Origin of the sequence: Salinigranum sp., from assembly GCF_041641895.1 — an archaeon.
Classification (GTDB): Archaea; Halobacteriota; Halobacteria; order Halobacteriales; family Haloferacaceae; genus Salinigranum.
Genome location: NZ_JBEPXO010000021.1, coordinates 1 through 23,116 on the forward strand (window position 1 = coordinate 1; position 23,116 = coordinate 23,116).

General features: G+C 68.1%; 26 protein-coding genes and 1 tRNA gene. 12 read left to right on the forward strand and 15 right to left on the reverse strand.

The genetic code is table 11. The features are described 5' to 3' along the window. Positions 1-903: PLP-dependent cysteine synthase family protein (locus ACESK5_RS06370; protein ID WP_372910714.1), on the reverse strand; the 903-nt coding region annotated here is incomplete at its 3' end. 96 nt (positions 904-999) lie between these two features. Here ACESK5_RS06370 and ACESK5_RS06375 point away from each other — a divergent pair. The 3 genes from ACESK5_RS06375 to ACESK5_RS06385 all read left to right on the forward strand — a co-directional run bounded on the left by ACESK5_RS06375 (position 1,000) and on the right by ACESK5_RS06385 (position 3,166). Further along, positions 1,000-1,545 (forward strand): hypothetical protein, encoded by a 546-nt coding sequence (locus ACESK5_RS06375; protein WP_372910715.1) that lies wholly within the window; start codon positions 1,000-1,002, stop codon positions 1,543-1,545. Positions 1,546-1,601: 56 nt separating this feature from the next. Continuing rightward, on the forward strand, positions 1,602-2,003 hold the full coding sequence (locus ACESK5_RS06380; RefSeq protein ID WP_372910716.1) for a thioredoxin family protein: 402 nt from the start codon (positions 1,602-1,604) through the stop codon (positions 2,001-2,003). Between the two features lie 134 nt (positions 2,004-2,137). After that, positions 2,138-3,166 (forward strand): AI-2E family transporter, encoded by a 1,029-nt coding sequence (locus ACESK5_RS06385; protein WP_372910717.1) that lies wholly within the window; start codon positions 2,138-2,140, stop codon positions 3,164-3,166. Between the two features lie 68 nt (positions 3,167-3,234). On the opposite strand, the gene ACESK5_RS06390 is transcribed toward ACESK5_RS06385, so the two are convergent. Beyond that, entirely contained in the window at positions 3,235-5,334 is a 2,100-nt protein-coding gene (locus ACESK5_RS06390; RefSeq protein ID WP_372910718.1) for a thioredoxin domain-containing protein, read from the reverse strand. 57 nt (positions 5,335-5,391) lie between these two features. Continuing rightward, positions 5,392-5,733: a hypothetical protein gene (locus ACESK5_RS06395; RefSeq protein WP_372910719.1), complete on the reverse strand. Its 342-nt coding sequence runs from the start codon at positions 5,731-5,733 to the stop codon at positions 5,392-5,394. Positions 5,734-5,897: 164 nt separating this feature from the next. On the opposite strand from ACESK5_RS06395, the gene purD reads away from it, so the two are divergent. The 3 genes from purD to ACESK5_RS06410 all read left to right on the forward strand — a co-directional run bounded on the left by purD (position 5,898) and on the right by ACESK5_RS06410 (position 9,049). Further along, the gene (purD, locus tag ACESK5_RS06400; protein ID WP_372910720.1) at positions 5,898-7,181 is read left to right on the forward strand and encodes a phosphoribosylamine--glycine ligase; all 1,284 of its coding nucleotides are present in this window, start codon (positions 5,898-5,900) and stop codon (positions 7,179-7,181) included. A gap of 108 nt (positions 7,182-7,289) precedes the next feature. Continuing rightward, on the forward strand, positions 7,290-8,324 hold the full coding sequence (locus tag ACESK5_RS06405; RefSeq protein WP_372910721.1) for an NAD(P)/FAD-dependent oxidoreductase: 1,035 nt from the start codon (positions 7,290-7,292) through the stop codon (positions 8,322-8,324). A 128-nt stretch (positions 8,325-8,452) separates the two neighbouring features. Further along, positions 8,453-9,049, forward strand: coding sequence for a DapH/DapD/GlmU-related protein (locus ACESK5_RS06410; protein WP_372910722.1), 597 nt, complete (start codon positions 8,453-8,455; stop codon positions 9,047-9,049). 5 nt (positions 9,050-9,054) lie between these two features. On the opposite strand, the gene ACESK5_RS06415 is transcribed toward ACESK5_RS06410, so the two are convergent. The 4 genes from ACESK5_RS06415 to dacZ form a co-directional block, all read right to left on the reverse strand. Then, a complete protein-coding gene (locus tag ACESK5_RS06415; protein WP_372910723.1) occupies positions 9,055-10,122 on the reverse strand; it encodes an ATP-binding protein in 1,068 nt (355 codons plus the stop codon). Between the two features lie 339 nt (positions 10,123-10,461). After that, positions 10,462-11,208, reverse strand: a complete 747-nt coding sequence (locus ACESK5_RS06420) for a hypothetical protein (RefSeq protein ID WP_372910724.1) — start codon at positions 11,206-11,208, stop codon at positions 10,462-10,464. 261 nt (positions 11,209-11,469) lie between these two features. After that, complete coding sequence (locus ACESK5_RS06425) at positions 11,470-12,243, reverse strand: mechanosensitive ion channel domain-containing protein (RefSeq protein WP_372910725.1); 774 nt, start codon at positions 12,241-12,243, stop codon at positions 11,470-11,472. 2 nt (positions 12,244-12,245) lie between these two features. Continuing rightward, positions 12,246-13,061 (reverse strand): diadenylate cyclase, encoded by an 816-nt coding sequence (dacZ, locus tag ACESK5_RS06430; RefSeq protein ID WP_372910726.1) that lies wholly within the window; start codon positions 13,059-13,061, stop codon positions 12,246-12,248. Between the two features lie 288 nt (positions 13,062-13,349). On the opposite strand from dacZ, the gene ACESK5_RS06435 reads away from it, so the two are divergent. The 3 genes from ACESK5_RS06435 to ACESK5_RS06445 all read left to right on the forward strand — a co-directional run bounded on the left by ACESK5_RS06435 (position 13,350) and on the right by ACESK5_RS06445 (position 15,516). Beyond that, positions 13,350-14,096 (forward strand): hypothetical protein, encoded by a 747-nt coding sequence (locus ACESK5_RS06435; protein WP_372910727.1) that lies wholly within the window; start codon positions 13,350-13,352, stop codon positions 14,094-14,096. A gap of 312 nt (positions 14,097-14,408) precedes the next feature. Then, positions 14,409-15,173: a helix-turn-helix domain-containing protein gene (locus ACESK5_RS06440; protein WP_372910728.1), complete on the forward strand. Its 765-nt coding sequence runs from the start codon at positions 14,409-14,411 to the stop codon at positions 15,171-15,173. A gap of 160 nt (positions 15,174-15,333) precedes the next feature. Then, the gene (locus ACESK5_RS06445; RefSeq protein ID WP_372910729.1) at positions 15,334-15,516 is read left to right on the forward strand and encodes a hypothetical protein; all 183 of its coding nucleotides are present in this window, start codon (positions 15,334-15,336) and stop codon (positions 15,514-15,516) included. 223 nt (positions 15,517-15,739) lie between these two features. Here ACESK5_RS06445 and ACESK5_RS06450 read toward each other — a convergent pair. Next, positions 15,740-15,823 (reverse strand) — tRNA-Leu (locus ACESK5_RS06450). An 87-nt stretch (positions 15,824-15,910) separates the two neighbouring features. Here ACESK5_RS06450 and ACESK5_RS06455 point away from each other — a divergent pair. Then, positions 15,911-16,219: a transcription initiation factor IIB family protein gene (locus ACESK5_RS06455; protein ID WP_372910730.1), complete on the forward strand. Its 309-nt coding sequence runs from the start codon at positions 15,911-15,913 to the stop codon at positions 16,217-16,219. A 16-nt stretch (positions 16,220-16,235) separates the two neighbouring features. On the opposite strand, the gene ACESK5_RS06460 is transcribed toward ACESK5_RS06455, so the two are convergent. The 7 genes from ACESK5_RS06460 to ACESK5_RS06490 all read right to left on the reverse strand — a co-directional run bounded on the left by ACESK5_RS06460 (position 16,236) and on the right by ACESK5_RS06490 (position 20,835). After that, complete coding sequence (locus ACESK5_RS06460) at positions 16,236-16,463, reverse strand: hypothetical protein (RefSeq protein WP_372910731.1); 228 nt, start codon at positions 16,461-16,463, stop codon at positions 16,236-16,238. A gap of 90 nt (positions 16,464-16,553) precedes the next feature. Further along, positions 16,554-17,060 carry a phosphopantetheine adenylyltransferase gene (locus ACESK5_RS06465; protein WP_372910732.1) on the reverse strand — a complete coding sequence of 169 codons (507 nt, stop codon included), beginning with the start codon at positions 17,058-17,060 and terminating at the stop codon, positions 16,554-16,556. Positions 17,061-17,103: 43 nt separating this feature from the next. After that, on the reverse strand, positions 17,104-17,715 hold the full coding sequence (locus ACESK5_RS06470; protein WP_372910733.1) for a winged helix-turn-helix transcriptional regulator: 612 nt from the start codon (positions 17,713-17,715) through the stop codon (positions 17,104-17,106). An 85-nt stretch (positions 17,716-17,800) separates the two neighbouring features. Next, on the reverse strand, positions 17,801-18,874 hold the full coding sequence (locus ACESK5_RS06475; RefSeq protein ID WP_372910734.1) for a glutamate--cysteine ligase: 1,074 nt from the start codon (positions 18,872-18,874) through the stop codon (positions 17,801-17,803). A gap of 67 nt (positions 18,875-18,941) precedes the next feature. After that, the gene (locus ACESK5_RS06480) at positions 18,942-19,571 is read right to left on the reverse strand and encodes a fibrillarin-like rRNA/tRNA 2'-O-methyltransferase (protein WP_372910735.1); all 630 of its coding nucleotides are present in this window, start codon (positions 19,569-19,571) and stop codon (positions 18,942-18,944) included. Beyond that, a complete protein-coding gene (locus ACESK5_RS06485) occupies positions 19,568-20,437 on the reverse strand; it encodes an NOP5/NOP56 family protein (RefSeq protein WP_372910736.1) in 870 nt (289 codons plus the stop codon). Before ACESK5_RS06485 ends, ACESK5_RS06480 begins: the two co-directional genes overlap by 4 nt. 203 nt (positions 20,438-20,640) lie before the next feature. Beyond that, a complete protein-coding gene (locus ACESK5_RS06490) occupies positions 20,641-20,835 on the reverse strand; it encodes a cold-shock protein (protein WP_136591900.1) in 195 nt (64 codons plus the stop codon). Positions 20,836-21,162: 327 nt separating this feature from the next. Between ACESK5_RS06490 and trpB the strand changes: the two genes are divergently transcribed. Continuing rightward, entirely contained in the window at positions 21,163-22,338 is a 1,176-nt protein-coding gene (gene trpB / locus ACESK5_RS06495; RefSeq protein ID WP_372910737.1) for a tryptophan synthase subunit beta, read from the forward strand. 300 nt (positions 22,339-22,638) lie between these two features. Next, positions 22,639-23,106, forward strand: a complete 468-nt coding sequence (locus tag ACESK5_RS06500; RefSeq protein WP_372910738.1) for a hypothetical protein — start codon at positions 22,639-22,641, stop codon at positions 23,104-23,106. Positions 23,107-23,116: the final 10 nt, after the last annotated feature.

Below are 23,116 nucleotides of genomic sequence, written 5' to 3' on the forward strand. Positions count from 1 at the left end.
CTCGTCGAACATCCCCGTCGACATGTAGCGCTCGCCGCTGTCCCAGTAGACGGTGACGACGAGTGGGTCTTCCACACCTTCCTCCGAGAGCCGGCCTGCGACCTTCCGGGCGACGAGGTTCGACGCGCCGCTGGACTGGCCGACGAGGATTCCCTCCTCGCGGGCCAGTCGCCGACACTCGGCCTCGGCCTCGTCGATGGTGACGGTCTCGACGGCGTCGAGGAGGTCCACGTCGAGGTTCGGCGAGACGAACCCCGGGCCCATCCCCTGGAAGTCGTCGATACCGGGTTCACCACCCGAGAGAACGGCGTTGTCGGCGGGTTCGACGGCGACGATTTCCATCTCGGGGAACGCCTCGCGGAGTCTGCGCCCCGTCCCCGTGATCGTGCCGCCGGTTCCGACGCCCGCGACGAGCGCGTCGATCTCCCTCTCGTCGACCTGTTCGAGTATCTCGGGGCCGGTCGTCCGGTAGTGTGCCTCGGGGTTGGCGGGGTTCTCGAACTGCCGCAACTGGACCATCCCCTCGGCTTCGAGTTCGTCCGCGCGGTCTTTCGCCGTGGAGATGTCGCCCTCGACCAGTTCGATGGTCGCGCCGTAGGCCTTCATGATGCCCCTGCGTTCGGGTGACTTCGAGGCGGGCATCACGACGGTGAGGTCGTACCCCTTCGCCGCGGAGACGACTGCGAGACCGATACCCGTGTTGCCGCTCGTCGGTTCCACGAGAGCGTCGCCGGGTTCGATGTCGCCGGCCTCCTCGGCGGCCTCGACCATCGCCAGCGCCGGACGGTCCTTCGCCGACCCGCCCGGGTTCTTCGACTCGATCTTCGCCGCCACCGTCGTCCCTTCGGGGGAGGAGACTGCCACGAGCGGGGAGCCGACGGTGTCGAGGATGCTCCGGTCCATACGCCCGGTTGCAGGCCGGACGGTAAACCGATGACGGACTGGGGAGAGATAACTGCCGTGTAATTTTATACTATGCACACGTTTCACCCACACAACATGACTGAGTTGACGGACGGACCCATCACCCTCCACGCCGAAGAGTCGTCGATACTCGTCCACGGAACCGCGTTCGAGCCGCGGCCGGGACTCGACCTGACCGCCCGTCTCGGCGACGAACGCGTCACCAGGGTTGACGTCTGCTTCGGCGCCCCCCCGCCGGGGTTCGAGGCCGACGAGCACACCCGTCTCATCGCGCCGACGGTCCCCAACGGGGTCGACGCCAGTCGCGTCTACCGGGTCGGTGGCCCGGACAACCTCACGGACTACGGTGTGGCGCTCACCCGGGTGTTCGAGGACGTCGACGGCCCCGTCATGGTCGAACTGGACTCGCTGACGGTGCTGTTACAGCACGCCACGCCCGAGGCCGCCTTCCGGTTCGTGCACGTTCTCAGCGGCCGGGTCGACCGGGAGCGGGCGGTGCTCGTCGCCACCATCGACCCCGCCGCGCACGACGAACAGACGGTGGCGACGATGACGCAGCCGTTCGACGTGGCCGTCACGGGCGGGGACGGGGCCCGTCGCATCAGGCGCCGGACCCGGTAGACAGGTCGCGCCGCGGCCGAACAGCGTTATTACGCTCCGTTTCCAACCCAGGGTCGATGAGCGAGACCCACCGACTCGAGACGATGCGACCGAACCCGGCGTGGGACGCCGACTCCTACCCCGCAGTCGTCGACGCCCTCTCCGAAGAGGGCCTCACGTTCAACGTGTGGGGCGGCGACTGGTGCAAGGACTGCCGGGCACAGCTACCCGACTTCGGTGCGGCGCTGGCGGCGGCAGGCGTCCCCGACGAACGGGTCGACCACTACCCGGTCGAGAAGGAGGCGGACGGCTCGAAGGTCGGGCCGAGGGTCGACGAGTACGACGTCGAACGCATTCCGACGGTGGTCGTCGAACGTGACGGCGCGGAGGTGGCGCGGTTCGTCGAGGAGGAGGCCGTCCCCATCGCGGTGTACCTCGCGGAGCGACTCACGCCGAGTTCGGTCGACGCCGACGACTGACGCCGGACACAGAACGCGGGGCTTTCCACTGCAGGCCGGCGGCACTTCGGCGTTACGGCCCACATCGTAACTATGAACCACGAGGAGACGACCGCCGTCAGCGACGGGACTGTCCCCCGCCGTCGGGCGGACCGATGAGAACGCGCGACGTCGGCGCTCGGACGGTGTTCGCGTGGGTGCTCCTGACCACCCTGGTGGTGGTGTCGTGGCTCCTGGTCGAGCCGCTGCTCTCGTGGCTGCTCGCGACGGGGTTCCTCGCAGTCGCGCTCGTCCCCGCGCAGCGCCGACTCGAGCGACGCCTCGACCCACGGGTATCCGCCGGTCTCCTGGTGACGGCTGTCGTCCTGACGGTGGTCGTCCCGCTCGCGTTCGGCGTCAACGCTCTGGTCACGCGGGGTACGGTCCTCCTCGACGGCATCTTCTCCGCCAGTGAGTTCCAGCAGATACACCGCGCCGTCGAGCGGTCCACCGGGTACTCCGTCTCTGTCGAACCGCTCGTTCGGCGGGCCGTCGAACGGGTGACGACCTACGCGAGAGCGCAGGCGGAGACGGCGATCCGTGCGAGTCTCGACGCGCTCGTTGGGTTCTTGCTGCTGACGTTCGTCCTCTACTCGCTCCTCGTCGACCGCCGGTCGTTCGTCGCGTGGCTGCGACGGACGGTGCCGCTCGCGCCCGACGTCCGCGACGAACTGTTCGAGTCGACCAACGGGATGGTCTGGGCGGTCCTCAAGGGCCACGTCGCCGTCGCCGTCGTCCAGGGAATCGTCGCGGGAATCGGCCTCTTCGTCGCCGGCGTCCCTAACCCGCTCGGTCTCACCGTCGTGATGATGTTCCTGGCTGTCGTCCCCGTGGTCGGGGTCTCACCGGTCCTCGGCGGGGCGGTGCTCTATCTCGCTCTGAACGGGCAGATGCTGTCGGCCGCGTTCGTCGTCGTCTGGGGGTTCACGGCCGTCGCCGTCACCGACGACTACCTCCGCGCGTGGCTCATCGGCGAGGAGACGAGCATCCACGGGGCGCTTATCTTCGTCGGCGTGGCGGGCGGGACGTACCTGCTGGGAGTGATGGGCCTGTTCGTCGGTCCCATCCTCGTCGGCCTCCTCAAGGTGACAGTCGACGTGTTCGGGAGCCACTACGGCGTGGGCCACGGCCCCGCGGCCGACTGAGCGCTCGTCGACAGCGAGTCGACAGCGAGTCGACAGCGAGTCGGAGGCCCGTACACCACGGGGTCGCGTCACTCGTTCCCGTCCGCGCCCCACGAGAGCGCCTCGGCTATCGACGACTTCGGCGGCGAGCAGGTGAAGCCCTCGCAGGCGTACACCGTCGGCCCGTCACGCGCCTCCCGACCCGCCCAGACGGGCGGAGCCTCGTCGAGGTCCAGTCGCTCCAGCCACGACCCCAGTCCAGCGTCGGTCTCCGGCCGCTGTGTCACGACGGCCGCCGGGAGGTAGCGCGCGGCGAGCGTCTCGCGCCACGCGGCGGGGCGTTCGTCGGCCGCCAGCGTCAGTTCGAGCACCCCCCGGTGGTACGTGTCGGCCGCGAGGGCGAGCGTGACGTGCTCCATCGGATTGCCCCGAATCCGGTTCGCGTGGGTCTCGAGCACGCGTCGAGCGACGTCGGAGAAGTCGGTGTCGGGAGCGAACCCGTCGAGCGCGAAGAGGAGGTCGACCGCCACACCGAGCGACGAGGGCGTCGACTGGTCCGACAGTTCCTGTGGCCGCGTCACCAGTCCTTCGCCGCTCGCGGGCGTGAAGTACAGCGTCTCTCGCTCCTCGTCCCAGAACTCCTCCTCGACGACTCGCGCGAGGTCGAGCGCGAACGCCAGGTGGTCGACGTCGCCCGTGACCTGGTAGAGGTCGAACGCCCCCCGGGCGAGGAAGGCGTAGTCCTCGAGGAAGCCCGGCCCTTTCACGTCGCCGTCTTTGTACCGGTGGGCGAGTCGCTCCGCCTCGGGGTCCCACAGCCTCTCGCGGACGAACGCGAGTGCCTCGGCGCCACGCTCGGCGTACGACTCGTCGAGGACGCGCCCACCTAGCGCCAGCGCAGAGATGGTCATCCCGTTCCAGGACGCAAGCACCTTCTCGTCGCGTGCCGGTCGGACGCGCTCCTCGCGCGCCTCGAACAGTCGGTCGCGTGCGTCGTCGAGCCGCTCCCGTACCGTCTCGACGTCGAGGTCGTACTCGTCTGCGAGGTCCGAGAGGCTCGCCGCGAGCGTCAGGACCGTCGCCCCCTCGAAGTTGCCGCCGGGGGTGATGCCGTACCGGTCACAGACGAGTCCCACCAGGTCGTCGTCGTCGAGCACGTCGGCCACCTGTTCGGGCGTCCAGACGTAGAACGTCCCCTCCTCGCCCCCGCTCCGGGCGTCGAGCGTGCTGTAGAATCCCCCCTCGGGGTGGGAGAGTTCGCGGTCGAGGAACGCGAACGTCTCCCGTGCCACCTGCGCGTACCGTTCCGTCCCCGTGAGCTGGTACGCGCCGAGGTAGACCCGCGGGAGGAGCGCGTTGTCGTACAGCATCTTCTCGAAGTGCGGAACCACCCACTCGCGGTCGGTCGCGTAGCGGTGGAACCCGCCGCCGAGGTGGTCGTACATCCCGCCGTCGGCCATCGCGTCCAGCGTCCGCGTGGCGACCTGCAGGGGGTCGTCCTCTCCGGTCCGGACGTACGAACGCAGGAGGAGGTCCAGCCGCGCCGGCTGGGGGAACTTCGGCCCCGAGGAGCCGAACCCGCCGTACTCGCGGTCGGCGCTGCGGAGCGCGGCACTCGTCGCGTTCGACAGCGCCTCCGCGGAGACGTCTCCCCCCGAGTCGGGCGTCTCCTCCAGTTCGTTCCTGAGTAACGAACTCCACTGGTCGGCACGGTTCTCGATTTCGTCTCTGTCCTGTTCCCACGACTCGGCGAGGCGTTCGAGCACGTCCACGAACCCGGGCATCCCCTGCCGCGCCGTCGGGGGGAAGTAGGTCCCGACGAAGAACGGGCGGCCGTCGGGCGTGAGCCACACCGACAGCGGCCAGCCGCCGCGTCCGGTCGTCCGCTGACAGATGGTCATGTAGACGGAGTCGATGTCGGGACGCTCCTCGCGGTCGACCTTGATGGGGACGAAGTTGTCGTTGAGGAAGTCGGCCACCTCGGGGTCCGCGAACGACTCCTCCTCCATCACGTGACACCAGTGACAGGCGGAGTAGCCGATGGAGAGGAAGATGGGAACGTCACGCTCGCGGGCCTCCGTCAGCGCTCGGTCGTCCCACGGCTGCCAGTGGACGGGATTGTCGGCGTGCTGGCGGAGGTAGGGGCTCTCCTCCTCGTCGAGTCGGTTGCGTCCGGCGGGTTCTGTCATGCGTCGACGTTGCAGACGAAGGCTCAAAAGAGAGCGGTTCACGACTGTCGCTGTGGGTCACTCGAGACGGCGTGGACGGCCGACGACGAGGAGAGCGGCACCGACCCCGACCAGCAGCAGACCGCCGAGGTACGTCCCGATGGCCAGTCGAGGACCGAGTCCGCACGGGACGGCCCCGCCGATGCAGTCGCCGGCCCGCGTCAGAAGAAACCAGGCGTAGACGGGAGCCACGAGGAGACAGACGGCAGCGGCGAGCCACGCCACGAGGGCCGCCCGGGCGTACCCCGGCTCACACCACGCGTCGAGTCGGTGACGAACGCCGAGGGCCGTGGCCGTCACCAGAACGCCGGGGGCTAGCGAGAGAGCGACCAGAGCGAGGACGCGACTCGACTCGGACACGCTCGACGGTTCGTCTCCGGCCACATGAACCGTCCGGAGCGCCGCTGGGGCGGCCAGACGACCCGGCGACCGACGACGGTTGCGGGCACGACGATGCATATCCCTGTACAGGATTCACGGACAGAACGACAACCTTTACACTCTCGTGCTGAAGTCCTCCGGTAATGACGGAGACCGTACTCTTGGTGGGAGGAGGCGGCCGAGAACACGCCATCGCCCGCGCGGTGGCCGACGACTGCGCGCTGTACGCCTGTGCGTCGAACCGGAACCCGGGCATCGCTCGACTCGCCGAGTCGGTGGAACTGCTCGACGAGACAGCCGTCGACGACATCGTCGCCTACGCCGACGAGGTGGGCGCGACACTGGCCGTGGTCGGCCCGGAGTCGGCGCTCGAAGCCGGCGTCGCCGACGCGCTCGACGACGCGGGGGTGTACACGTTCGGTCCCCGGCAGGCGGAAGCGCGTATCGAGACGGACAAGGCGTACCAGCGGCGGTTCATGCAGGAGCACGACGTTCCGGGCTGTCCGGCGTTCGAGGTGTTCGAAGACACCGAGGCCGCCTGCGACTACATCGATTCCTTCGACGGGGACCTGGCGGTCAAGCCCGCCGGTCTCACGGGCGGGAAGGGCGTCAAGGTCATCGGCGACCAGGTCACGGCCGAGGAGGCGAAGGCGTACCTCCGCGAGGAGGCGTACGAGCGCGTCGTCCTCGAGGAGCGCCTGGTCGGCGAGGAGTTCACCGTGCAGGCATTCGTCGCGAACGGCGACGTCCGCGTGACGCCGGCGGTACAGGACCACAAACGCGCCTACGAGGGCGACGAGGGCCCCAACACGGGCGGGATGGGGTCGTACTCGAACGTCTCGTTCGACCTGCCCTTCATGCGGGAGGGCGACTACGCCGCGGCCGTCGAGGTCGTCGAGGACGTCGTCGACGCCCTCCCCGACTACAAGGGCGTCCTCTACGGGCAGTTCATGCTCACCGCTTCGGGGCCGAAAGTCGTGGAGTTCAACGCCCGCTTCGGCGACCCCGAGGCGATGAACACCCTCCCGGTGCTCCGGACGCCCTTCGTCGACGTCCTGACCGCCGCGCGCGACGGCGAGTCGCTCCCCGAACTGCACTTCGAGGAGCAGGCGACCGTCTGCAAGTACGCCGTCCCCGACGGCTACCCCAGCGACCCCGCGGCGGGCGCGCGAATCGACGTCGACGAAGAGAGCGTCGGGACCGCGCTGTTGTTCTACGCCTCGGTCGACGAGCGCGAGGACGGCATCTACACCACCACGTCGCGGTCGTTCGCCGTGGTCGGTCTCGGCGACACCATCGAGAAGGCCGAGGGTGTGGCCGACGGGGCGCTCGCCGCTGTCGGCGAGGGACTCCGCGTCCGACACGACATCGGGAAACACGACCTGCTCCGCGAGCGCATCGACCACATGGACGAGCTACGCGGCTGACGCGTCGGCCCGGGACCGCACGACTGCGGGCGGACCGAGAGCAGAGCGGACCCGGCCGAAGAGCCGAAGGGTCGAAGGGTTCTCCTCGCTCGACGCCAACGGCGGGACATGACGCGAGTCGGAGTCGTCGGCGCCGGCGCGGCCGCGGCGGCACTCACCTACGTCGTCGACGGCGCGTCCGCGGCGACGGTCACCGTCCTCGAGAAGTCCGGTGGGGTCTGCGGCCGGGCCGCGACCCGCCGCCACGGCGCGTCGACCTACGACTACGGCGCGAACTACCTGCAGTCCGACGACGAGCGCGTGAACCGCCTCGTGGAGGAAGTGCTCGGGACCGACGGGCTGGTCGACGTGACGGACCCGGTCTACACGTTCGACTGCGAGGGGACCGTCTCGCCGGGGCGAGACGCCGACGAGCACAAGTGGAGTTACGTGGAGGGACTGACCCAGGTGGGCGAGCGCCTGTTCGACGCCACCGACGCGTCCGTCCACCACCACACCCGCGCGGAGACGGTCGAACGGGCTGACGGCACGTGGACCGTAGTCGACACCGACGGCGAGCGGTGGGGACCGTTCGACGTGCTCGTGTTGAACCCGCCGGCGCCACAGACGGCCGACCTGCTCCGGACGGCCGCGTGGGACGACGACCGGCGCGAGACGCTCGTCGACGCCGTCGCGGACGTCGACTATCGGTCGGTCTGGACCGCCGTCCTCCGCTACGACTTCGAACTCGACCGCCCGTACTACGCGCTCGTCAACACGGACAAGGAACACGACGTCGGCTGGGTCGCCCGCGAGGAGTGCAAACCCGGCCACGTCCCCGACGGCGAGAGCCTCCTCGTCGTCCAGTCGAACCACGAGTGGGCCACGGAGCGGTTCGACGAGGCGCCCGAACGGAACGTCGCCACACTCGCCGCGGCGACTGCCGACGTCGTCGGCGACGCGCGGCTCACGGAGCCGGTGTGGACGGACCACCAGGGGTGGCGCTACGCGCTCCCGGAGGCGGGCGTCCCGGGCGGCCCCCTCCAGCGTGCACAGGAGGCAGGACTGTACTGCGTGGGCGACTGGGTCGCCGGCGAGGGGCGTCTCCACGCGGCGCTCCGGTGCGGACTGGACGTCGGCGAACGGCTGACGTACGCCCTCTGAAGGAGTCGTCCCCACGCACGGCTGCCCCCGGTGTTCTCGACGAGGCTGTTGGGGTCTCGTGACGCCGGGGTGTGGTCGACCACGAGACTGCGGGAGGGTTTTTACTCACCGGTGTCGAAGCCGGAGCCGTGACAGACGCCCAGGACGGAGACGGTGACGACGACGGGGACTCGACCGCCGGCCGCCGCCACGAGCGACTCACCCGCCACCCCACGGAGGGGCGCGGGAACTCCCTGATGCGGTGGACCGACGCGAAGTCCCCGCTGGTCGTCTCGCGGAACTACGCGGCCGTCCTCGTCGCCCGCGCGTCACCGAGTCTCCGCCTGAAGAACCACCTGTTCAGGGCCCTCGGCATGTCCGTGGGAGAGGGCGTCGCGTGGGGACTGGAGTCGACGCCGGACGTCTTCTGGCCCGAACTCATCACCGTCGAGGACGACGCCATCATCGGGTACGACGCGACGCTGCTCTGCCACGAGTTCCTCCAGGAGGAGTACCGGACCGGGGAGGTACACGTCGGCGAACGGGCGATGATCGGAGCGGGTGCCGTGGTCCTCCCGGGGGTGCGAATCGGCGCGGACGCGCAGGTGGCGGCGAACTCCCTCGTCGACAGCGACGTCCCGCCGGGAGCGACTGTTGCCGGGGTCCCGGCGCGCGTCGTCTCCCGGGACGGCGAGGACGGCGAGGACGGCGAGGATGACGAGGACGACGAGACCAGCGGGGCCTAGGGACGTCAGTCGTCGACGCGCGGTTGCGGTTCGAAGGCGTCCTGTCCGACCACGCCCTCGGAGGCGTGCTGGAGGCGGACGGCGAACACGGCGCCTTCGGGGTCGTTGTCCTCGACCCAGACCGCCCCGTCGTAGCTGTCGACGATGTTGTCCACGAGGAACAGGCCGAGGCCGGTGCCGTGGTGGACGACGTCGACGTCCTCGCGGCCGAAGATGAGGTCACGCTGTCCGCGGGGGACGCCCGGCCCGTTGTCGCAGATACGGACGACGACGTCGGTCTGACGGTCGATGACGTCGACGGTCACCTCGGCGGCCTCCTTGTCGTTGTGGACGACGGCGTTCTCGAGGAGCGCGTCGATGGCCGCGGGGAGCAGGTCGTCCGCGTGTACCCTGACGCCCGGCAGGCGACCGAGCGAGATGTCGGCGTCGGGGAAGCGCTTCCGGGCGGCCGTGACCCGCTCTTCGAGCACCTCCGCGAGCCGGACCGGGTCGCTCTCGGCGTCGTACGACTGTTCGAGCAGGTCCCGGAGTTCGCGGACCCGGTCGGAGCGCCCGACGACCGTCATCACCTGCGACCGGGCCCGTTCGAGCGCGTCGAGCGCCTCGGGTTCGTCGGTCTGCGTCGCGGCCCGGTCGATGTAGCCGTACAGGAGGTTCAGTTCGTTGCGGAGGTCGTGTCGGACCAACCGACTCAGGACGCGCGAGGTACTCGCGTATCGACGCTGTTTCGTCGTGTCGACGAAGACGGCGACGTACCCCTTCGTCTTCCCGTCGACGACGACGGGGGCCGTCGATCCCCGACCGTAGACGCGCGTGCCGGCCTTAGTCTGGAGGGGGAACTCACCCTGCCAGGGCTCACCACGGATGAGCGTCTCGACGATTTCGTCGACGACGCTCTCGTCGCCGGCGATGACCGAGACGGGTTCGTCGACCAGTTCCTCGCGGGTGTAGCCGGTGAACGACTGCCCCGCGCGGTTGACGTCGCGGACGAGGAAGTTCAGGTCGAAGACGAGCATCGGCGTATCCGCGCTGTGGAAGGCTTCGACGTAGACGGCGGGAGACAGCGAGGACATGTGGATACCACATCTACTGACTCAGAGAGCTTAATGCGTGTGCTACATATACGATGCGAAGAGTTTCCGGAGAGGATCAATAATTCGCGTCTCGATTCCGGACGAAACGAGTTCGGAAGACGAGCGCGCGGACGAGTCGTCCCGGGCGTGCCAGCCGGGACGGGGTGTTACAGGGGGTGGGTCTCGTGCGGGGTGTCGGTGGGTCTCGTGCAGTGGTCGTCCCGGGCGTGCCAGCCAGGACGGGGGTCCCGGGCGTGCCAGCCGGGACGGGGTGTCACAGGGGGTGGGTCTCGTGCGGGGTGTCGGTGGGTCTCGTGCGTACCGGTCGTCTGGCGACGGTCACTCCCGGAGGGCGAACAGTTCGTCGTAGTAGGTGGTGACGAGTCCGAGGATGCCGTCGACGGCTTCGACCTCGTCGTCTTCCCACTGGTCGTGGCCGGCGACGCCGGCGACGAAGTAGTCGGCGAGGCGAGCGACGTCCCCGGGCGTGGCCGGGACGCCATCGAGCATCGACTCGACCTTGATGCGGTGGGCGGACGCCGCCGCGTCCATCCAGTTCATCTCCTGGCCGTGGAGCTTCCAGAAGCGCGTCTGGGCGCTGGCGTAGGCGTCGTCGATGGCCGCGTACTCACAGACTTCGACGAGGTACGACTCGACCAGTTCCCAGCGGGCGTCGTCGAGGAGTGGTCCGTCGCGGGGATCGGCGTCGGTGAGGAACAGCGACTCGTCGAGTCCGTCGTCGACAGCCGCTGCGAAGGCGTCGCGGTTCTCGATTTCGTCCTGGAGGAACAGCGCCTCCACGAAGCGGACGCCCGCGAGGTGGGCCCGAGGCGCGGGGACGTGGGGGAACTCCGCGACGAACGCCTCGCCCATCAGGTCCCGGGCGAGGTTCGCTGCTTCGACCGCACCGGTCGCGTCGCCGGCGCGGATGCAGGCCTCGCGCTCGTCCTGTGCGTAGAAGGCCCGGAGGAGCGTCTCGGCCACCGTGGCGGCGTCGTAGTCGGTTCGGGGGGTCGTGGTGTCGGTACTGCGGACCGTCGTCGTCCGCGTGGGTTCGCGTGCCAGAGAGTTCGAAGATTCGGACATGGTTTGTGGTTCGCGTGCCAGGCGACCCCTGCCGCAGGGTCGTCGGTTTCACAGTTCGAGAGGACATATATAACATCAACTCACCAACTATCACCGCTGAAAATGATAGAAATACAATATTAATTTGAAAGTCATATTTTACAGAATATCTTATCGTTGTAACGGTCTATTTTATCCGTTCGTGAAGCTATTCGGGCCGTAATTAATGCGATATAAATCGCGTTACGTGACTGGAATCGGGCCGGATTCGTGACGTCCGGCTTACCGGATGCGGGCGAAGCCACGCTCGAACACTTTGTCGTTCGGGAGGATGAGTTCCTCCCCGTCGGACTCGATGTGGGTGACGAACAGGTCCATCTCCGAAACGATACCCTGAGTCTCACCGACGCGAACCTCGTCGCCGATGGCGTACGGTTGATTGAGCAGGAGGTAGATGCCGGCCGCGCCGGACGCCAGCATCTGTTTGAACGCGACGACGGTGAGGACGATGAGCGCGAAGAAGTACGCGGCGAGCAGTACGACGAGCGCGCCAGTCGCGACGCCGACCTGTGAGAGCGCGATGAGCGCCGCCAGGAAGAGGACGCTGTACTTCGCGCCCAGCGGGATGACGTCGATGCGCTCCAGTTTGACTCCACGGAGGAGTTCGGCGACGAACAGTTCGACCTTGTCCGCGACGACCAGGCCGACGATGAGGATGAGTGCGGCCACGAACAGTTGCGGGAAGAAGGCCGCGACGGCGCTGCCGAACTGGTCGACGTAGTTGAGACCGACGAGCGAGAGGGCGACCAGGACGCCGAGGCCAATCACGAAGTACCGCGCGAGGCGCGAGACGATGACAATGGTCGAGGTGCCGAAGTCGCGGGCCATACGCTCGAACGACGTCCCCTCGATGGTGTCGGGCACGCCGAGACGCGTGAGGAGGCGCTGGAGGAGGAGGCTCGTCAGGTAGCCTAACACGATGCCGAGGACGACGACGCCCAGTGCAAGCCAGACGCGTGTCGGGACCGTCTCGAGCAACTCCACAGCCGTCTGCATCGTCAGTAGTCCTCCGGGTCGATCTCCAGGATGAGTTGACCGCCTTTGAACGCCCGTACCAGTCCGTCCGACTCGGAGAGCACGATGGCCGTCGCGTTCGTATCACGCGTGATGGCGCCGCCGGCCATGTGGCGTGCGCCCAGTCCCTTCGGGATGTCGACGCCCTCCGCGGAGGGTTCCAGATACCGGTACGCGGAGACGATTTTCCCCGAGTCGGAGATGATGAACGCGCCGTCGAGACGCGAGAACTCCTTCAGCATGACGTTCACGATGGGGTCGCCCACGTGGACGTGGGACTTCTCGAACGGGTTGTACGACAGCGGCCGGGACTTGTTCATCACCTTGCCCGCGTCGCCGACGACGAACAGCGCCCCGACGGGCTTGCCCTTCTGTCCCTTCTTCCCCAGTTCGATGGCCACCTCGAAGACGTCGCGGATGACGCCCGGTTCCGCGCGCGAGTGCGTGAACAGGTCGTACAGTCCCGAGCGCATCGTCTCGTCGACGCGAACGCGGACGACCGAGTCCGGGTCGCCGTCGAAGACTGCGACGGAGCAGGCGAGGTCGTCTCCCTCCGCGACGAGGCCACGGTCCATCGCTCCCTCGATGCCGAACCGGATACGGTCGCGGACGTTCTCGAACTCCAGGGGGAGTTCGACGAACGACTCGGCCTCGACCGCGTTCTGTGGGGCGACGACCACGACTTCGGTCTCGGCGTCGTTGGCTGCGACCTGTTCGTAGAACGAACTGCTCGGTGAGAAGAGGAACACGCCGTCGACGTCCGTGATGAGGTCGTCGAGGAGCTCAGAGAGGGTCGCCATTGGTCCGTAACTCGAACCCCTGTGGGATAAGGGTTTACGTCGTCACGGTCCGGCCGTCGGGTGGTTCGGGCGGTGAGCGTCGGCGCCGACGCCCGGCGTGGGTCGACGACAACCCGACCCGTCTCCGTTCACGCCACGACGGCACGGAGCCACCCGGCAGGTCGGGGACCGGGGCCGGGTCGACGCCGCTCGTTCGGCCGACCGAGTCGTCGGGCGACCGGCGGCGAGACGACCGGAGAACGGTTTGCCAGCAAGCTGCCTTTCGGTCGAGACGCCGTACCCGGTGCCATGCCGACAACGGCTACGACCATCCTCATAGCAGGTGGGCTCGCCGCCGTCCACCTCTTCGCCGGCAAACTGCGATTCCTCGCGGTCGTTCCGCGCAGCCAGTATCTCTCGATGGCAGGCGGAGTCTCCGTCGCGTACGTGTTCGTCCACCTCCTCCCCGAGATATCGGAACGGCAGTCGGAACTCGCGGTGGACGCCGGAGCGCCGGCCGCGACAGAACTCCCGCTGTTTCTCGTCGCCCTGTTCGGGTTCACTGTCTTCTACGGGCTTGAACAGTTCGTCGTCCAGTCGCGCCGCACGGCGGAGGGGCGACAGGTCGTGTCCGCGTTCGAGACGAACGCGTCCGCGCTCGCCTTCTGGCTCCACGTGAGTTCGTTCGCCCTCTACAATGCGCTCGTCGGGTATCTCTCGCTCCACCGGGAGGAGTCCGGTCTGGCAGCCGCCGCCCTCTACTTCGTGGCGATGGCGCTCCACTTCGTCGTCAACGACCACGGGTTGCGAGAGCATCATCGCGAGGCGTACGTCCATCTCGGCCGCTGGATTCTCGCCCTCGCCGTCGTCGGCGGCGTTCTCGCGGGCGTTCTCGTCGACGTTCCCGAACTGGCCCTGGGCTACCTGCTCGCGTTTCTGGGCGGCAGCGTCGTTCTCAACGCTATCAAGGAGGAACTGCCCGAGGAGCGGAGGAGTAGCTTCGGGGCCTTCGGGGCCGGCGTAGTGGCATACACGCTCGTCTTGCTCTCCGTCTGAGACAGGCTCTCGTACCGGACACCGTCGGGCCGACCGGGTGCGGACGACACTCTCCGGGTCGACACCGACCCACGGCAGTTCTCGTGCCTCACCGAATGTCGCGGCGTGGTGACGACAACGTGAGCCGTCACGTCCCGGGGTCTTTGTGTGTGGCACGTGTACTGACGGCACGGGACGACAGACACACTGTGTGTCCGCGCCTCTCCGCGAGGCCACTGGAACCGGGCCACCCCTCCGGCGTACGACACTCCGTTCTCTTCGCGTGGCGGTCACGCGGGACACATCATAGAGCACCCTGTTCCCGACACAGACATGAGTGTACCAGACGACTCCGAGCGAACCTCCCCGCCGTCGGACGAGGAACAGCGCGACCCACACGACTCGATGGTGGTCCTCGAGTGTGCTATCCCCGCGTCGGACGTCGCTCTCGAGACACTCCTCGGGACGTTCCCGGACGTCGTCGTCGAGACGGAGCGGCTCGTCCCGACCAACCACTCGCCGCTCCCCTACCTCTGGACCGACGACAGGTGCGGCCAGGAGTTCTACGAGGCCCTCGTCGCGGAACCCTCGGTCGACCGCGCCTGGCGCGTCGCGACGTTCTCCGAAGGCGCCCTCTACCGTCTCGAGTGGCGCGAAGACCGAGTGCGTCTCCTCGAGTGGCTGGCGGACTCTCACGAGAGTCTGGCGCTGCTCGAGGCGTCGGCCACGGACGGCGAGTGGACGATGAAGTTCCGGTTCCCGGACCGCTCGGCCCTCGGCGACTTCCGGTCGTTCTACCGGTCGAACGACATCGACGTCCGGATACACAGGCTCTACGACCTCACGCAGCCGAAACTCGGGCAGTACAACGTCACCGAAAAGCAGCGGGAAGCGCTCATCCGTGCGCTGGAGATGGGTCACTTCGACATCCCCCGAGAGGCCACGCAGGCGGACGTCGGCGAGGCACTCGGGATTACGGCCAAATCCGTCTCCGAACGACTCCGGCGGGGACAAACGAACCTCATCAACAACTCGTTGACCGTCGGGCAGCCGACTGGGATCGGACTCGACGAGAAGGTCGACCGCAAACACATGTAAAGGGGTCGACTAGTGGGGGTCAACGGACTTGTCATCCCGGCGACCACAGTTCTGGTATGCGTCCACACACGGACGGGCCCTCACCACAGCGGCGAACCGACCATCGACCACACCGGCGCGGAGCAGGCGTCTCCCGAACGGCCCGGCCGCAGGGAGGACGATGATTCCCGCTTCGGTAATCCTTCGCTGTCGTGGCTGCGACCAACCCGTCAGAGCCGTCGAACGCGGGGGGTCGGTCGCCGTCCTCTTCGACCGCTGCCCCGAGTGTCACGGCACCGCGTTCGAGGACACACGTACCGGACGGGTCGTCGAGGCGTCGGCCGGCTACGCGGCAGTGCGCTGAGTTCACCCCCTCTCCTCGCGAGACGGTCGTCGCGTTCCCGACGTGCGAGAGCCACGTTCGGGTCGGGAGTCGGACCGTCACGTGGGTGTCCGTTCCTCCCATCGGTGTTCGAGCGAAGAAGTGCGTGGGACCGAATTCGAACCGGAGTCACTTCGCTCCCGTCGGTCGCTCGTCTCTGGACCGCAAATCCGGTCCTACTCCTTCTCTCACTCCGTTCGCTCAGTGCGTGGGACCGGATTTGAACCGGCGGACTCCTATGAGACAGCGTCCTAAGCGCTGCGCCGTTTCCTGGCTTGGCTACCCACGCGCGTCACGGAGTTTCCGCTCGCGACGATTCAACCCATCGCTTCGAACCGACGGACGCTTTTTATTTACCGGCGTCGAACCGGCCCGTATGTACCGGGCCCGCGACAGAGTCGAGAACGAGGAGTGGCTGGTCCGAATCGACCGCGCCGGCGACAGCCTCGAACTCGGGGCGGACGCCCGCTCGGTCGCCGTCGACCTGTTCCTCTCGCACGTCCCGGAGGCCGAGCGGTCGAAGCCGGCCGTCGCGGCCGCGAGCCTCTACGCCGGCGGCCTCATCGTCGGCGAGGAACGCTCCCAGGCGCGCGTCGCCGAGACGATGGACGTCTCTCGACTCTCGATTCAGACCCGCTGGAAGGACCTCCTCCGCGACGCGGGCTTTCAGCCGCCGGAGTGGTGAGGACGGCGAGGGGGACTCAGGCCGTCCGGACGCCGAAGTGTCGCCACAGCACGTAGTAGGTGACGAGGCCACTGACGATTGCGGCCGTGACGCCCGCGGGCGCGCCGATGAGCGGGGAGGCGTCGGTGGTCGCCCCGATGGCGGCCCGCCGAGCGATGAGGTGCGTGACGCCGAACCCGACGAACGCGAAGGTGGCGAGGCCGACGAGGATGCTCCCGGCGATGGCGAGCGTCTTCGCGCGCATGAGAGAGTGGTACACCCATCAGGTGTGAGAATGTTTCGCTCGCTCGGCCGGCGGTCACCACCCACTGCCCCCCGTTCCCCGTCCCGGGTGTCAGCCGTCTGCGGGTGGGTCCCGCGCGGCGGACCGCCCGTCGCAGTCGGGCGTGAGGTTCCCGTGTTCGTCTATCTCTCCCCGGACGATTCGCGTCGAGGAGATGCGTTCGCCGTCCTCGGCGGGGATGTGGTCGACGACGCTGACTTCGAGCGGGTCGAGACCCTTCTCGCGCCGGATGCGGTTCACCGCCTCCGCGCCCGACTCGGTCTCCGGGGAGACGACGAGCGCGTCGAAGCCGGGTTCGGTCGCGATACCGGTCGGTTTGTCGAGGCGCCGGATGGTGAACTCCCGGTCGTACGCGGCCGCGTGCCGGGCGAGTTCCTCCTCAAGGTCGCGCTTGCGTTCCTCGAACGGCCGGACGTACCGGTCGACGTTCCGGGTCTTCGGTGCGAGGTCGTCGCTCGTGAGGCCGACGGTGACGTCCCCGATTTCGAACGCCCGCTCGAAGAGGGCACGGTGCCCGTCGTGGACCGGGTCGAACGTCCCGCCCAGGGCGACGTGCATACCCGGGCGTGGTGGCGGCGACTCTTAAAATCGACTGCTTCCCTCAGTCGGTCCGGCGCTCGTCTTCGACGGTGATGGTCACGGGCGAATCGTCCTCGGCGGCGTCGGCCCCTCCAAGGCGTCGGTCGAGGTTGAACACCGTGTTCAGCTGTCGCTGGACCTGGTCGACGACGCCGTTGACCAGGTCGGAGGGGGCGATGGCCTCGTACTCGTAGGGGTTGTTGCCCGCGCCGGCGCTCTCGCGCTTGTTCCGCGTCACCTTCTCCTCACTGTTGAGTTCCGCGAGCGCCTCGCGGACGGTACTCGGGTAGAGGCCGGTGCCGTCGGCCACCTCCTCGCTCGTCGACCCGGGGTGCTGCCGGAGGTAGACGTAGATGCGAGCGCGCGTCTCGGTGTCCAGCAGCCACGCCAGCAGGTCGACGACGTTCTCGTCGAACCCCTCGACGGCGCGGTCAGCCTCCGCCTCGAGTCGCTCGCGCGCCGCCTTCGCCTTCGCCGTCGGTGACGAGTCCGCGTCCGCGTCCAGTACGTCGTCGGGCCCGTCGGTACCGTCCTCGTCGGGTCCGTCATCGGTGTCGGGCCCGACGTCGGCCACGGACCCGTCGTCGTGCGTGTCGTGCGTCTCCTCGGCCGGGTCGGTGTCCTCTGGAGCCATCGTGTGTCCGTGGGAAGGTCAAAACTACGGAGCAAAATAGTTTTTGTCGATTATTCACCCACTTCGCCGACTGGAGCGAACGCGTTCAGACGAACAGCGAACGGCAGAGCGCGTCCATCCCCTCCTCGTCGTGGATCCGGCGCTGGCGGGCTGACCCGGACTCCCCGTCGAGAATCTCGCGTAGACCGGAGACGCCGAGACGGTCGCACTCGGCGTCGACGTGGGTCGCGAGGTCGACGACCCCTTCGCCGTCGGGCCTGACGAACGACGCGTCCCGACCGTGGCGCATCGCACGCCACTTGTTCTCGTCCAGCAGTTCTCTCCGGACCTGTGTCCCCGACTCGCCGTCCTCGTACCGCTCGGCGAGGTCGACCACGAGCGCGTGGACGTACTCGGTGAACGCCGTCACGCGGGCGGGGTCGGTCTGGGCGTCCGGCGTCCGTACCTCGACGGTGCCGTGTCCGGTGTGGGGGCGGACGTCGTACCACAGCTCTCCGCGGTCGTTGATCGAGCCGGTCTCGACCATCTGCTTCTCGAACCGCAGATACGCCTCGAAGGAGTCGAACGCCGTCGGCATCCCCGTGTTGGGGAGGCCCTCGAAGACCTTCGCGCGGGCGGAGGCCAGCCCCGTGTCGAAGCCGTTCCAGTACGGCGAGTTCGACGACAGCGACAGGAGCGGTGGGAGGTACCACCGGAGTTCGTTCGCCACCCACGTCGCCTTGTCGGCGTCGTCGACGCCGACGTGGACGTGCAGTCCCGCCGTCGTGTTCCGGTGCTGAGGGTACTGGATGCGGTCGAGCTGGGCGCGGTAGCGTGGTTTCTCGGCGTGGTCGAGTTCGCGCCACTTCGCGGCCGGGTGGAGGCCGGCGGCGGCGATGTGGTAGCCGTGGCGTTCGGCGTGGGTCGAGAGCGCCTTCCGGACGGCTCGGACCGTCTCGTCCACCTCGTCGACGGACTCGATGAGCGGCGTCTGCGTCTCGATGGTGAACTTGAACAGTTCGTGGTCGAGTCGGTCCGCTAAGAGTTCCGGGGGCGCGTCGCCGTACACCAGGTCGTCGATTCCCGACGTCGGTCGCCCGGCCTCGTCGACGATGTAGAACTCCTCTTCGACGCCGAGCGTCCCGAGTCGTGAGAACGCCTCCGACGAGCCGATGTCCATCGACGCGGGCTTGGCTCCCGGCTGTTAAATAAACGGTGGACCCGGCCACCGTCACCCCGAACCGCGCTCACCGTGGCCGCGCGACGACCGCGATGTGGTCCGCGTGGTACGTATCGAGTCGCCGCGTCTCGAGCAGGTCGTACCCCTCGTCGAGCCGTGCTTCGACCCGGTCGAACACGTCCTCGGGCGCGGCGGTGACGTCTTCGCTCCGGGCCTTCACCGCGAGAACGAGCCGACCGTCCGCGGCGAGGAACTGCCGGTTCCGCAGGGCGACGTCCGCCTGCCCGCGCGTCGCGACGTCCTGGACGAGCAGGTCGATGTCGGACTCGACGACGTGCGCGTACGTCTCCGGCTTCCGTGCGTCTTTCAGGAGCGGAAAGAGGTTCTGTCGACTGCCGGCCACGTCGAGGAGGTCACGGGTCGGTCGCGGTGCGAACTCGACGGCGTAGGTCGGACCACAGACGTCGGCGACGTGGCTCACCGTGGTCCCCGAGGCGGCACCGAGGTAGAGGACCGACGCCTCCGGCGAGAGACCCGTCTCCATCCCGAGCGTGAGCATCGCGCCGAGTTTCGACCGTCCGGGGTCCCAGACCCGCCAGCCGTCGACGGACGGTTCGCCGTACACCGGCTCTCCCCGGGTCACGAGTCGGTCGCGTCCGTCGACCGTCCGGCGCTCGACGCCTCCGGGAAGACTCACGCGCCGTCACCTCCCTCACGCTCGGCACGGGCACGGATCCGTTCCATCCGGGCCGCGAGGTCTGCGTGTAGCTTCTCGCGGCGCTCGCCGGCGTAGTGGTCCGCACGGGCGGCCAGCGCGAGTTTCGACGCGAACGTGCGAGCGGCGGAGCCTCTGTCCGCCCGCCGCGTCCCCCGGACGAACTCGTGGGTGAAGATGACGCCGTGTTTCGGCGAGGGGGCGTGTCCGCGGAGGTGCGCGAAGAGGGCGTCCTCCGCTCCCAGCACCTGGATGGTCCCGGCGGGCATCTTCGCCAGCGGTTCGAGCCCGCCCGCGAGCGCGACGAGGCGTGAGGCCAGCACCGGCCCGGCCATCTCGGCGAGGTTCGGAACGACCGCGGGCGCGTGCGTCTCGAGGAAGGTTCGCAGCGCGTCGCGTTCGTCCGCCAGCGCCACCACTTGCGAGGCCAGCGCCACCACACGCTCCTCGGCTGGGTCCTGCGGGGTACGCGCGGCGACGTCTCGGGCGGCGTCGACGCCGCTCCCCACGTCGTCGAAGAGTGCACCGGCCCACTCCTCGACGCGCTCGGCGAGTTCGTTCGCCGTCCGAGCCGCGTCGTCCATCGCCCGTACCGCGTGTTTCAACTGCTGGTCGTCGGCACGCTCGCGCGCTCTGACCGCTCGCGTCGTGGCACGGACGGTCGCCTCGTGAAGCCACTCGTAGTACTCGTCGACGGAGTCGACGACGCCCTCGTCGACGGCGAGTGCCGGCCACTCCCGTGGCGCGTCGGCCTCCCCGCCGGTGATGGCAGCGGCGACGCTGTCGACGTCGTCTCGCTCGACACCCTCGAACCAGCCCCCCTTCGGCGGAGCGGTTCCGTCGTTCATACGTCCACGCCGTCCCCCGCCGGTATATCGGTCCCGGTCGGAGACGGTCCGTCGGCCGCGAGCGTGTCGAAGCGTGTCGCTCGTGGGTGTGTAGAAACGACGTCTGCCGGGAAGTGCCGGGCAAACGGGCGTCCGCTCGTCAGCAGGGCACCGCGCCCCTCACGAGTAGTCGAGAGTCGAATCGGGTTGGGTCGGAGACGACCTTACAGGCGCGTGAGGTTCGCAGCGCGGGGACCCTTGGGCGAGCTCTCGATGGAGAACTCGACCTCCTGTCCCTCTTCGAGGTCCGGGCCGCCGACGTCTTCCATGTGGAAGAACACGTCGTCGTCCGCATCGTCCGTCGAGATGAAACCGTAGCCGCCAGTGTCGTTGAAGAAGTCAACGTTGCCTTTCGCCATTGCAACTGCAACGCCGGCCGAGACACGTATAAGCCTTGTGTATCCGTTTAGAAATTCGGCGTTTTACTAAAATTTGTTTAGAAATAAAGGCATATAGCTACCCGAACGGCCGTTGTTCGACGGCAGCCCCTCGAACAGTTCCGCCTCGGAGCTTTCCCCGAGTGTATCTGCGGTAACGGTCAGTTCTCCGGGGAGATATGTGGTGTGTGTCCGTTTCTCACGCGCCGGGGCGGACGAACACGGGAGAGTCTCACCCGACGGGTGGCACGACGGTCGCTCGGCGGCCTCGGCGGTAGCTATATGTCCGACAGTGAGACACGATGGGGCATGTCTCAGAAGGACTCCGAGGCCGGTGACGACGGACAGTTCGGCGAGTTCGGCGGCCGGCACGTCCCAGAGATGATGGAAGAGCCGCTCGACCAGCTCGCCGACGCCTTCGAGAACATCGTCCGGACGCCCGAGTTCCACGCCGAGTTCAGAGACGTCCTCGAACCGTACGCGGGCCGGCCGACGCCGCTCTACCACGCCGCGAACCTCTCGGAGGCGTACGGTGCGGACATCTACCTCAAGCGAGAGGACCTGTTGCACGGTGGGGCGCACAAGATCAACAACGCGGTCGGACAGGCCCTGCTGGCGAAGAAAGCCGGCAAGTCGCGGCTCATCGCGGAGACCGGAGCGGGACAGCACGGCACGGCGACGGCGATGGTCGGCGCGCTGTTCGACATGGAGACGGAGATTTACATGGGAAAGAAGGACGTCGAACGGCAGCGGATGAACGTCTTCAGGATGCGGCTGATGGGCGCGGAGGTGAACGAAGTCACGCGGGGCGGCTCCGGCCTCGCCGACGCCGTCGACGCCGCCCTGGAGGATTTCGCACACAACATGGCGGACACGCACTACCTCGTCGGGTCCGCGGTGGGACCGGACCCGTTCCCCCGGATGGTGCGGGAGTTCCAGTCGGTCATCGGCGAGGAGGCGCGCGAGCAGATACTGGAGGAGACGGGCAGTCTGCCGGACGCCTGTGTCGCCTGCGTCGGTGGGGGGTCCAACGCCATCGGCCTCTTTCACGCCTTCCGTGACGACGACGTCGCGTTCTACGGTGCCGAGGGGGGCGGTGAGGGTGCCGACTCCAAGAAGCACGCGGCCCCGCTGGCGAAGGGCAAGTCCGACGTCATCCACGGTATGCAGACGCGCGTCATCGACGACGACGTGGAGGTCCACTCCGTCTCCGCAGGCCTCGACTACCCCGGGGTCGGTCCCGAGCACGCCATGTTCAGGGCCATCGGCCGGTGTGCGTACCACGGCGTCACGGACGACCAGGCGCTCGAGGCGTTCCGCACCCTCTCGGAGACCGAAGGGATCATCCCGGCGCTGGAGACGAGTCACGCCGTCGCCCTCACGAAGGAACTCGCCGACGACCACGACACTATCGTCGTCAACCTCTCTGGACGGGGGGACAAGGACATGGAACAGGCGGCGACGCTGTTCGACCTCGGCGCCTGACCGTCCGCTCCGACCCGGGAGGCGTCTTCGAGACCCATGATAACACTTAACAAATCGTCGTCCCTACGAGGTGGTGATGTCTGAACGGCTGTCCTACGTGTGCCGAGAGTGTGAGGCTCCCGTGACCTCGGGGTCGTACCGGGCGTTCTGCCCGGAGTGTGGAGGGAAACTCCGCCCGAAAGCGTACGGAGACCACGGGGTAACACCGGCCGCACGGGACGAGGGGGCCTGACCCGCCACGCGGGGACAGAACCGCCGGACCGACAGTTTCCTTGAGTGTGAGTGCGTGAGAGACGAGTGATGACGACGGGGTTCGACAGGCGGCGCGAACGGGGCAGTGACGACCCGACGACCATCCGGAGCCTCGCGGTCACCGTCGACGACGTGGTGACGGCGCTCGAGGCGCACCAGCGCGCCGACCGGCCGACCGTCCTCCGCGTGACGCCGCCGTTCGCCGGGCGGATGCGGGCACGCCTGCACGTCGTCGGTGGCGAGGGACGCTACGAGGACAGCGCCGCCCCCCTGCACATCCACCCGGGGGCGTTCGTCCGACAGGAGGTGCCGTCTATCCCGCAAGTCGACGACACGGAGGACGAGCTCCGGCGACAGGGGGAGTACTCCGTCGAGCGTCACCGCGAGTTCCACGAGACGGCCGTCGCCTCGTGGCGCGAGTCGGTCCGGGACGGACTCGTCGACCGACTGCCGCTCGAAACCGACGCGGGGAGCCACACGGTCGAGGTGAAGTACCTCGGCCGGCAGCGTGAGTAGAGCTTTTCTC

What these genes read in the sequence shown, in the direction of transcription:
- ACESK5_RS06375 (WP_372910715.1), top strand. Translation starts at nt 1,000, where the DNA reads ATGACTGAGTTGACGGACGGACCCATCACCCTCCACGCCGAAGAGTCG.
- ACESK5_RS06380 (WP_372910716.1), top strand. Translation starts at nt 1,602, where the DNA reads ATGAGCGAGACCCACCGACTCGAGACGATGCGACCGAACCCGGCGTGG.
- ACESK5_RS06385 (WP_372910717.1), top strand. Translation starts at nt 2,138, where the DNA reads ATGAGAACGCGCGACGTCGGCGCTCGGACGGTGTTCGCGTGGGTGCTC.
- ACESK5_RS06390 (WP_372910718.1), bottom strand. Translation starts at nt 5,334, where the DNA reads ATGACAGAACCCGCCGGACGCAACCGACTCGACGAGGAGGAGAGCCCC.
- purD (WP_372910720.1), top strand. Translation starts at nt 5,898, where the DNA reads ATGACGGAGACCGTACTCTTGGTGGGAGGAGGCGGCCGAGAACACGCC.
- ACESK5_RS06405 (WP_372910721.1), top strand. Translation starts at nt 7,290, where the DNA reads ATGACGCGAGTCGGAGTCGTCGGCGCCGGCGCGGCCGCGGCGGCACTC.
- ACESK5_RS06415 (WP_372910723.1), bottom strand. Translation starts at nt 10,122, where the DNA reads ATGTCCTCGCTGTCTCCCGCCGTCTACGTCGAAGCCTTCCACAGCGCG.
- ACESK5_RS06420 (WP_372910724.1), bottom strand. Translation starts at nt 11,208, where the DNA reads ATGTCCGAATCTTCGAACTCTCTGGCACGCGAACCCACGCGGACGACG.
- ACESK5_RS06425 (WP_372910725.1), bottom strand. Translation starts at nt 12,243, where the DNA reads ATGCAGACGGCTGTGGAGTTGCTCGAGACGGTCCCGACACGCGTCTGG.
- dacZ (WP_372910726.1), bottom strand. Translation starts at nt 13,061, where the DNA reads ATGGCGACCCTCTCTGAGCTCCTCGACGACCTCATCACGGACGTCGAC.
- ACESK5_RS06435 (WP_372910727.1), top strand. Translation starts at nt 13,350, where the DNA reads ATGCCGACAACGGCTACGACCATCCTCATAGCAGGTGGGCTCGCCGCC.
- ACESK5_RS06440 (WP_372910728.1), top strand. Translation starts at nt 14,409, where the DNA reads ATGAGTGTACCAGACGACTCCGAGCGAACCTCCCCGCCGTCGGACGAG.
- ACESK5_RS06445 (WP_372910729.1), top strand. Translation starts at nt 15,334, where the DNA reads ATGATTCCCGCTTCGGTAATCCTTCGCTGTCGTGGCTGCGACCAACCC.
- ACESK5_RS06455 (WP_372910730.1), top strand. Translation starts at nt 15,911, where the DNA reads ATGTACCGGGCCCGCGACAGAGTCGAGAACGAGGAGTGGCTGGTCCGA.
- ACESK5_RS06460 (WP_372910731.1), bottom strand. Translation starts at nt 16,463, where the DNA reads ATGCGCGCGAAGACGCTCGCCATCGCCGGGAGCATCCTCGTCGGCCTC.
- ACESK5_RS06465 (WP_372910732.1), bottom strand. Translation starts at nt 17,060, where the DNA reads ATGCACGTCGCCCTGGGCGGGACGTTCGACCCGGTCCACGACGGGCAC.
- ACESK5_RS06470 (WP_372910733.1), bottom strand. Translation starts at nt 17,715, where the DNA reads ATGGCTCCAGAGGACACCGACCCGGCCGAGGAGACGCACGACACGCAC.
- ACESK5_RS06475 (WP_372910734.1), bottom strand. Translation starts at nt 18,874, where the DNA reads ATGGACATCGGCTCGTCGGAGGCGTTCTCACGACTCGGGACGCTCGGC.
- ACESK5_RS06485 (WP_372910736.1), bottom strand. Translation starts at nt 20,437, where the DNA reads ATGAACGACGGAACCGCTCCGCCGAAGGGGGGCTGGTTCGAGGGTGTC.
- ACESK5_RS06490 (WP_136591900.1), bottom strand. Translation starts at nt 20,835, where the DNA reads ATGGCGAAAGGCAACGTTGACTTCTTCAACGACACTGGCGGCTACGGT.
- trpB (WP_372910737.1), top strand. Translation starts at nt 21,163, where the DNA reads ATGTCTCAGAAGGACTCCGAGGCCGGTGACGACGGACAGTTCGGCGAG.
- ACESK5_RS06500 (WP_372910738.1), top strand. Translation starts at nt 22,639, where the DNA reads ATGACGACGGGGTTCGACAGGCGGCGCGAACGGGGCAGTGACGACCCG.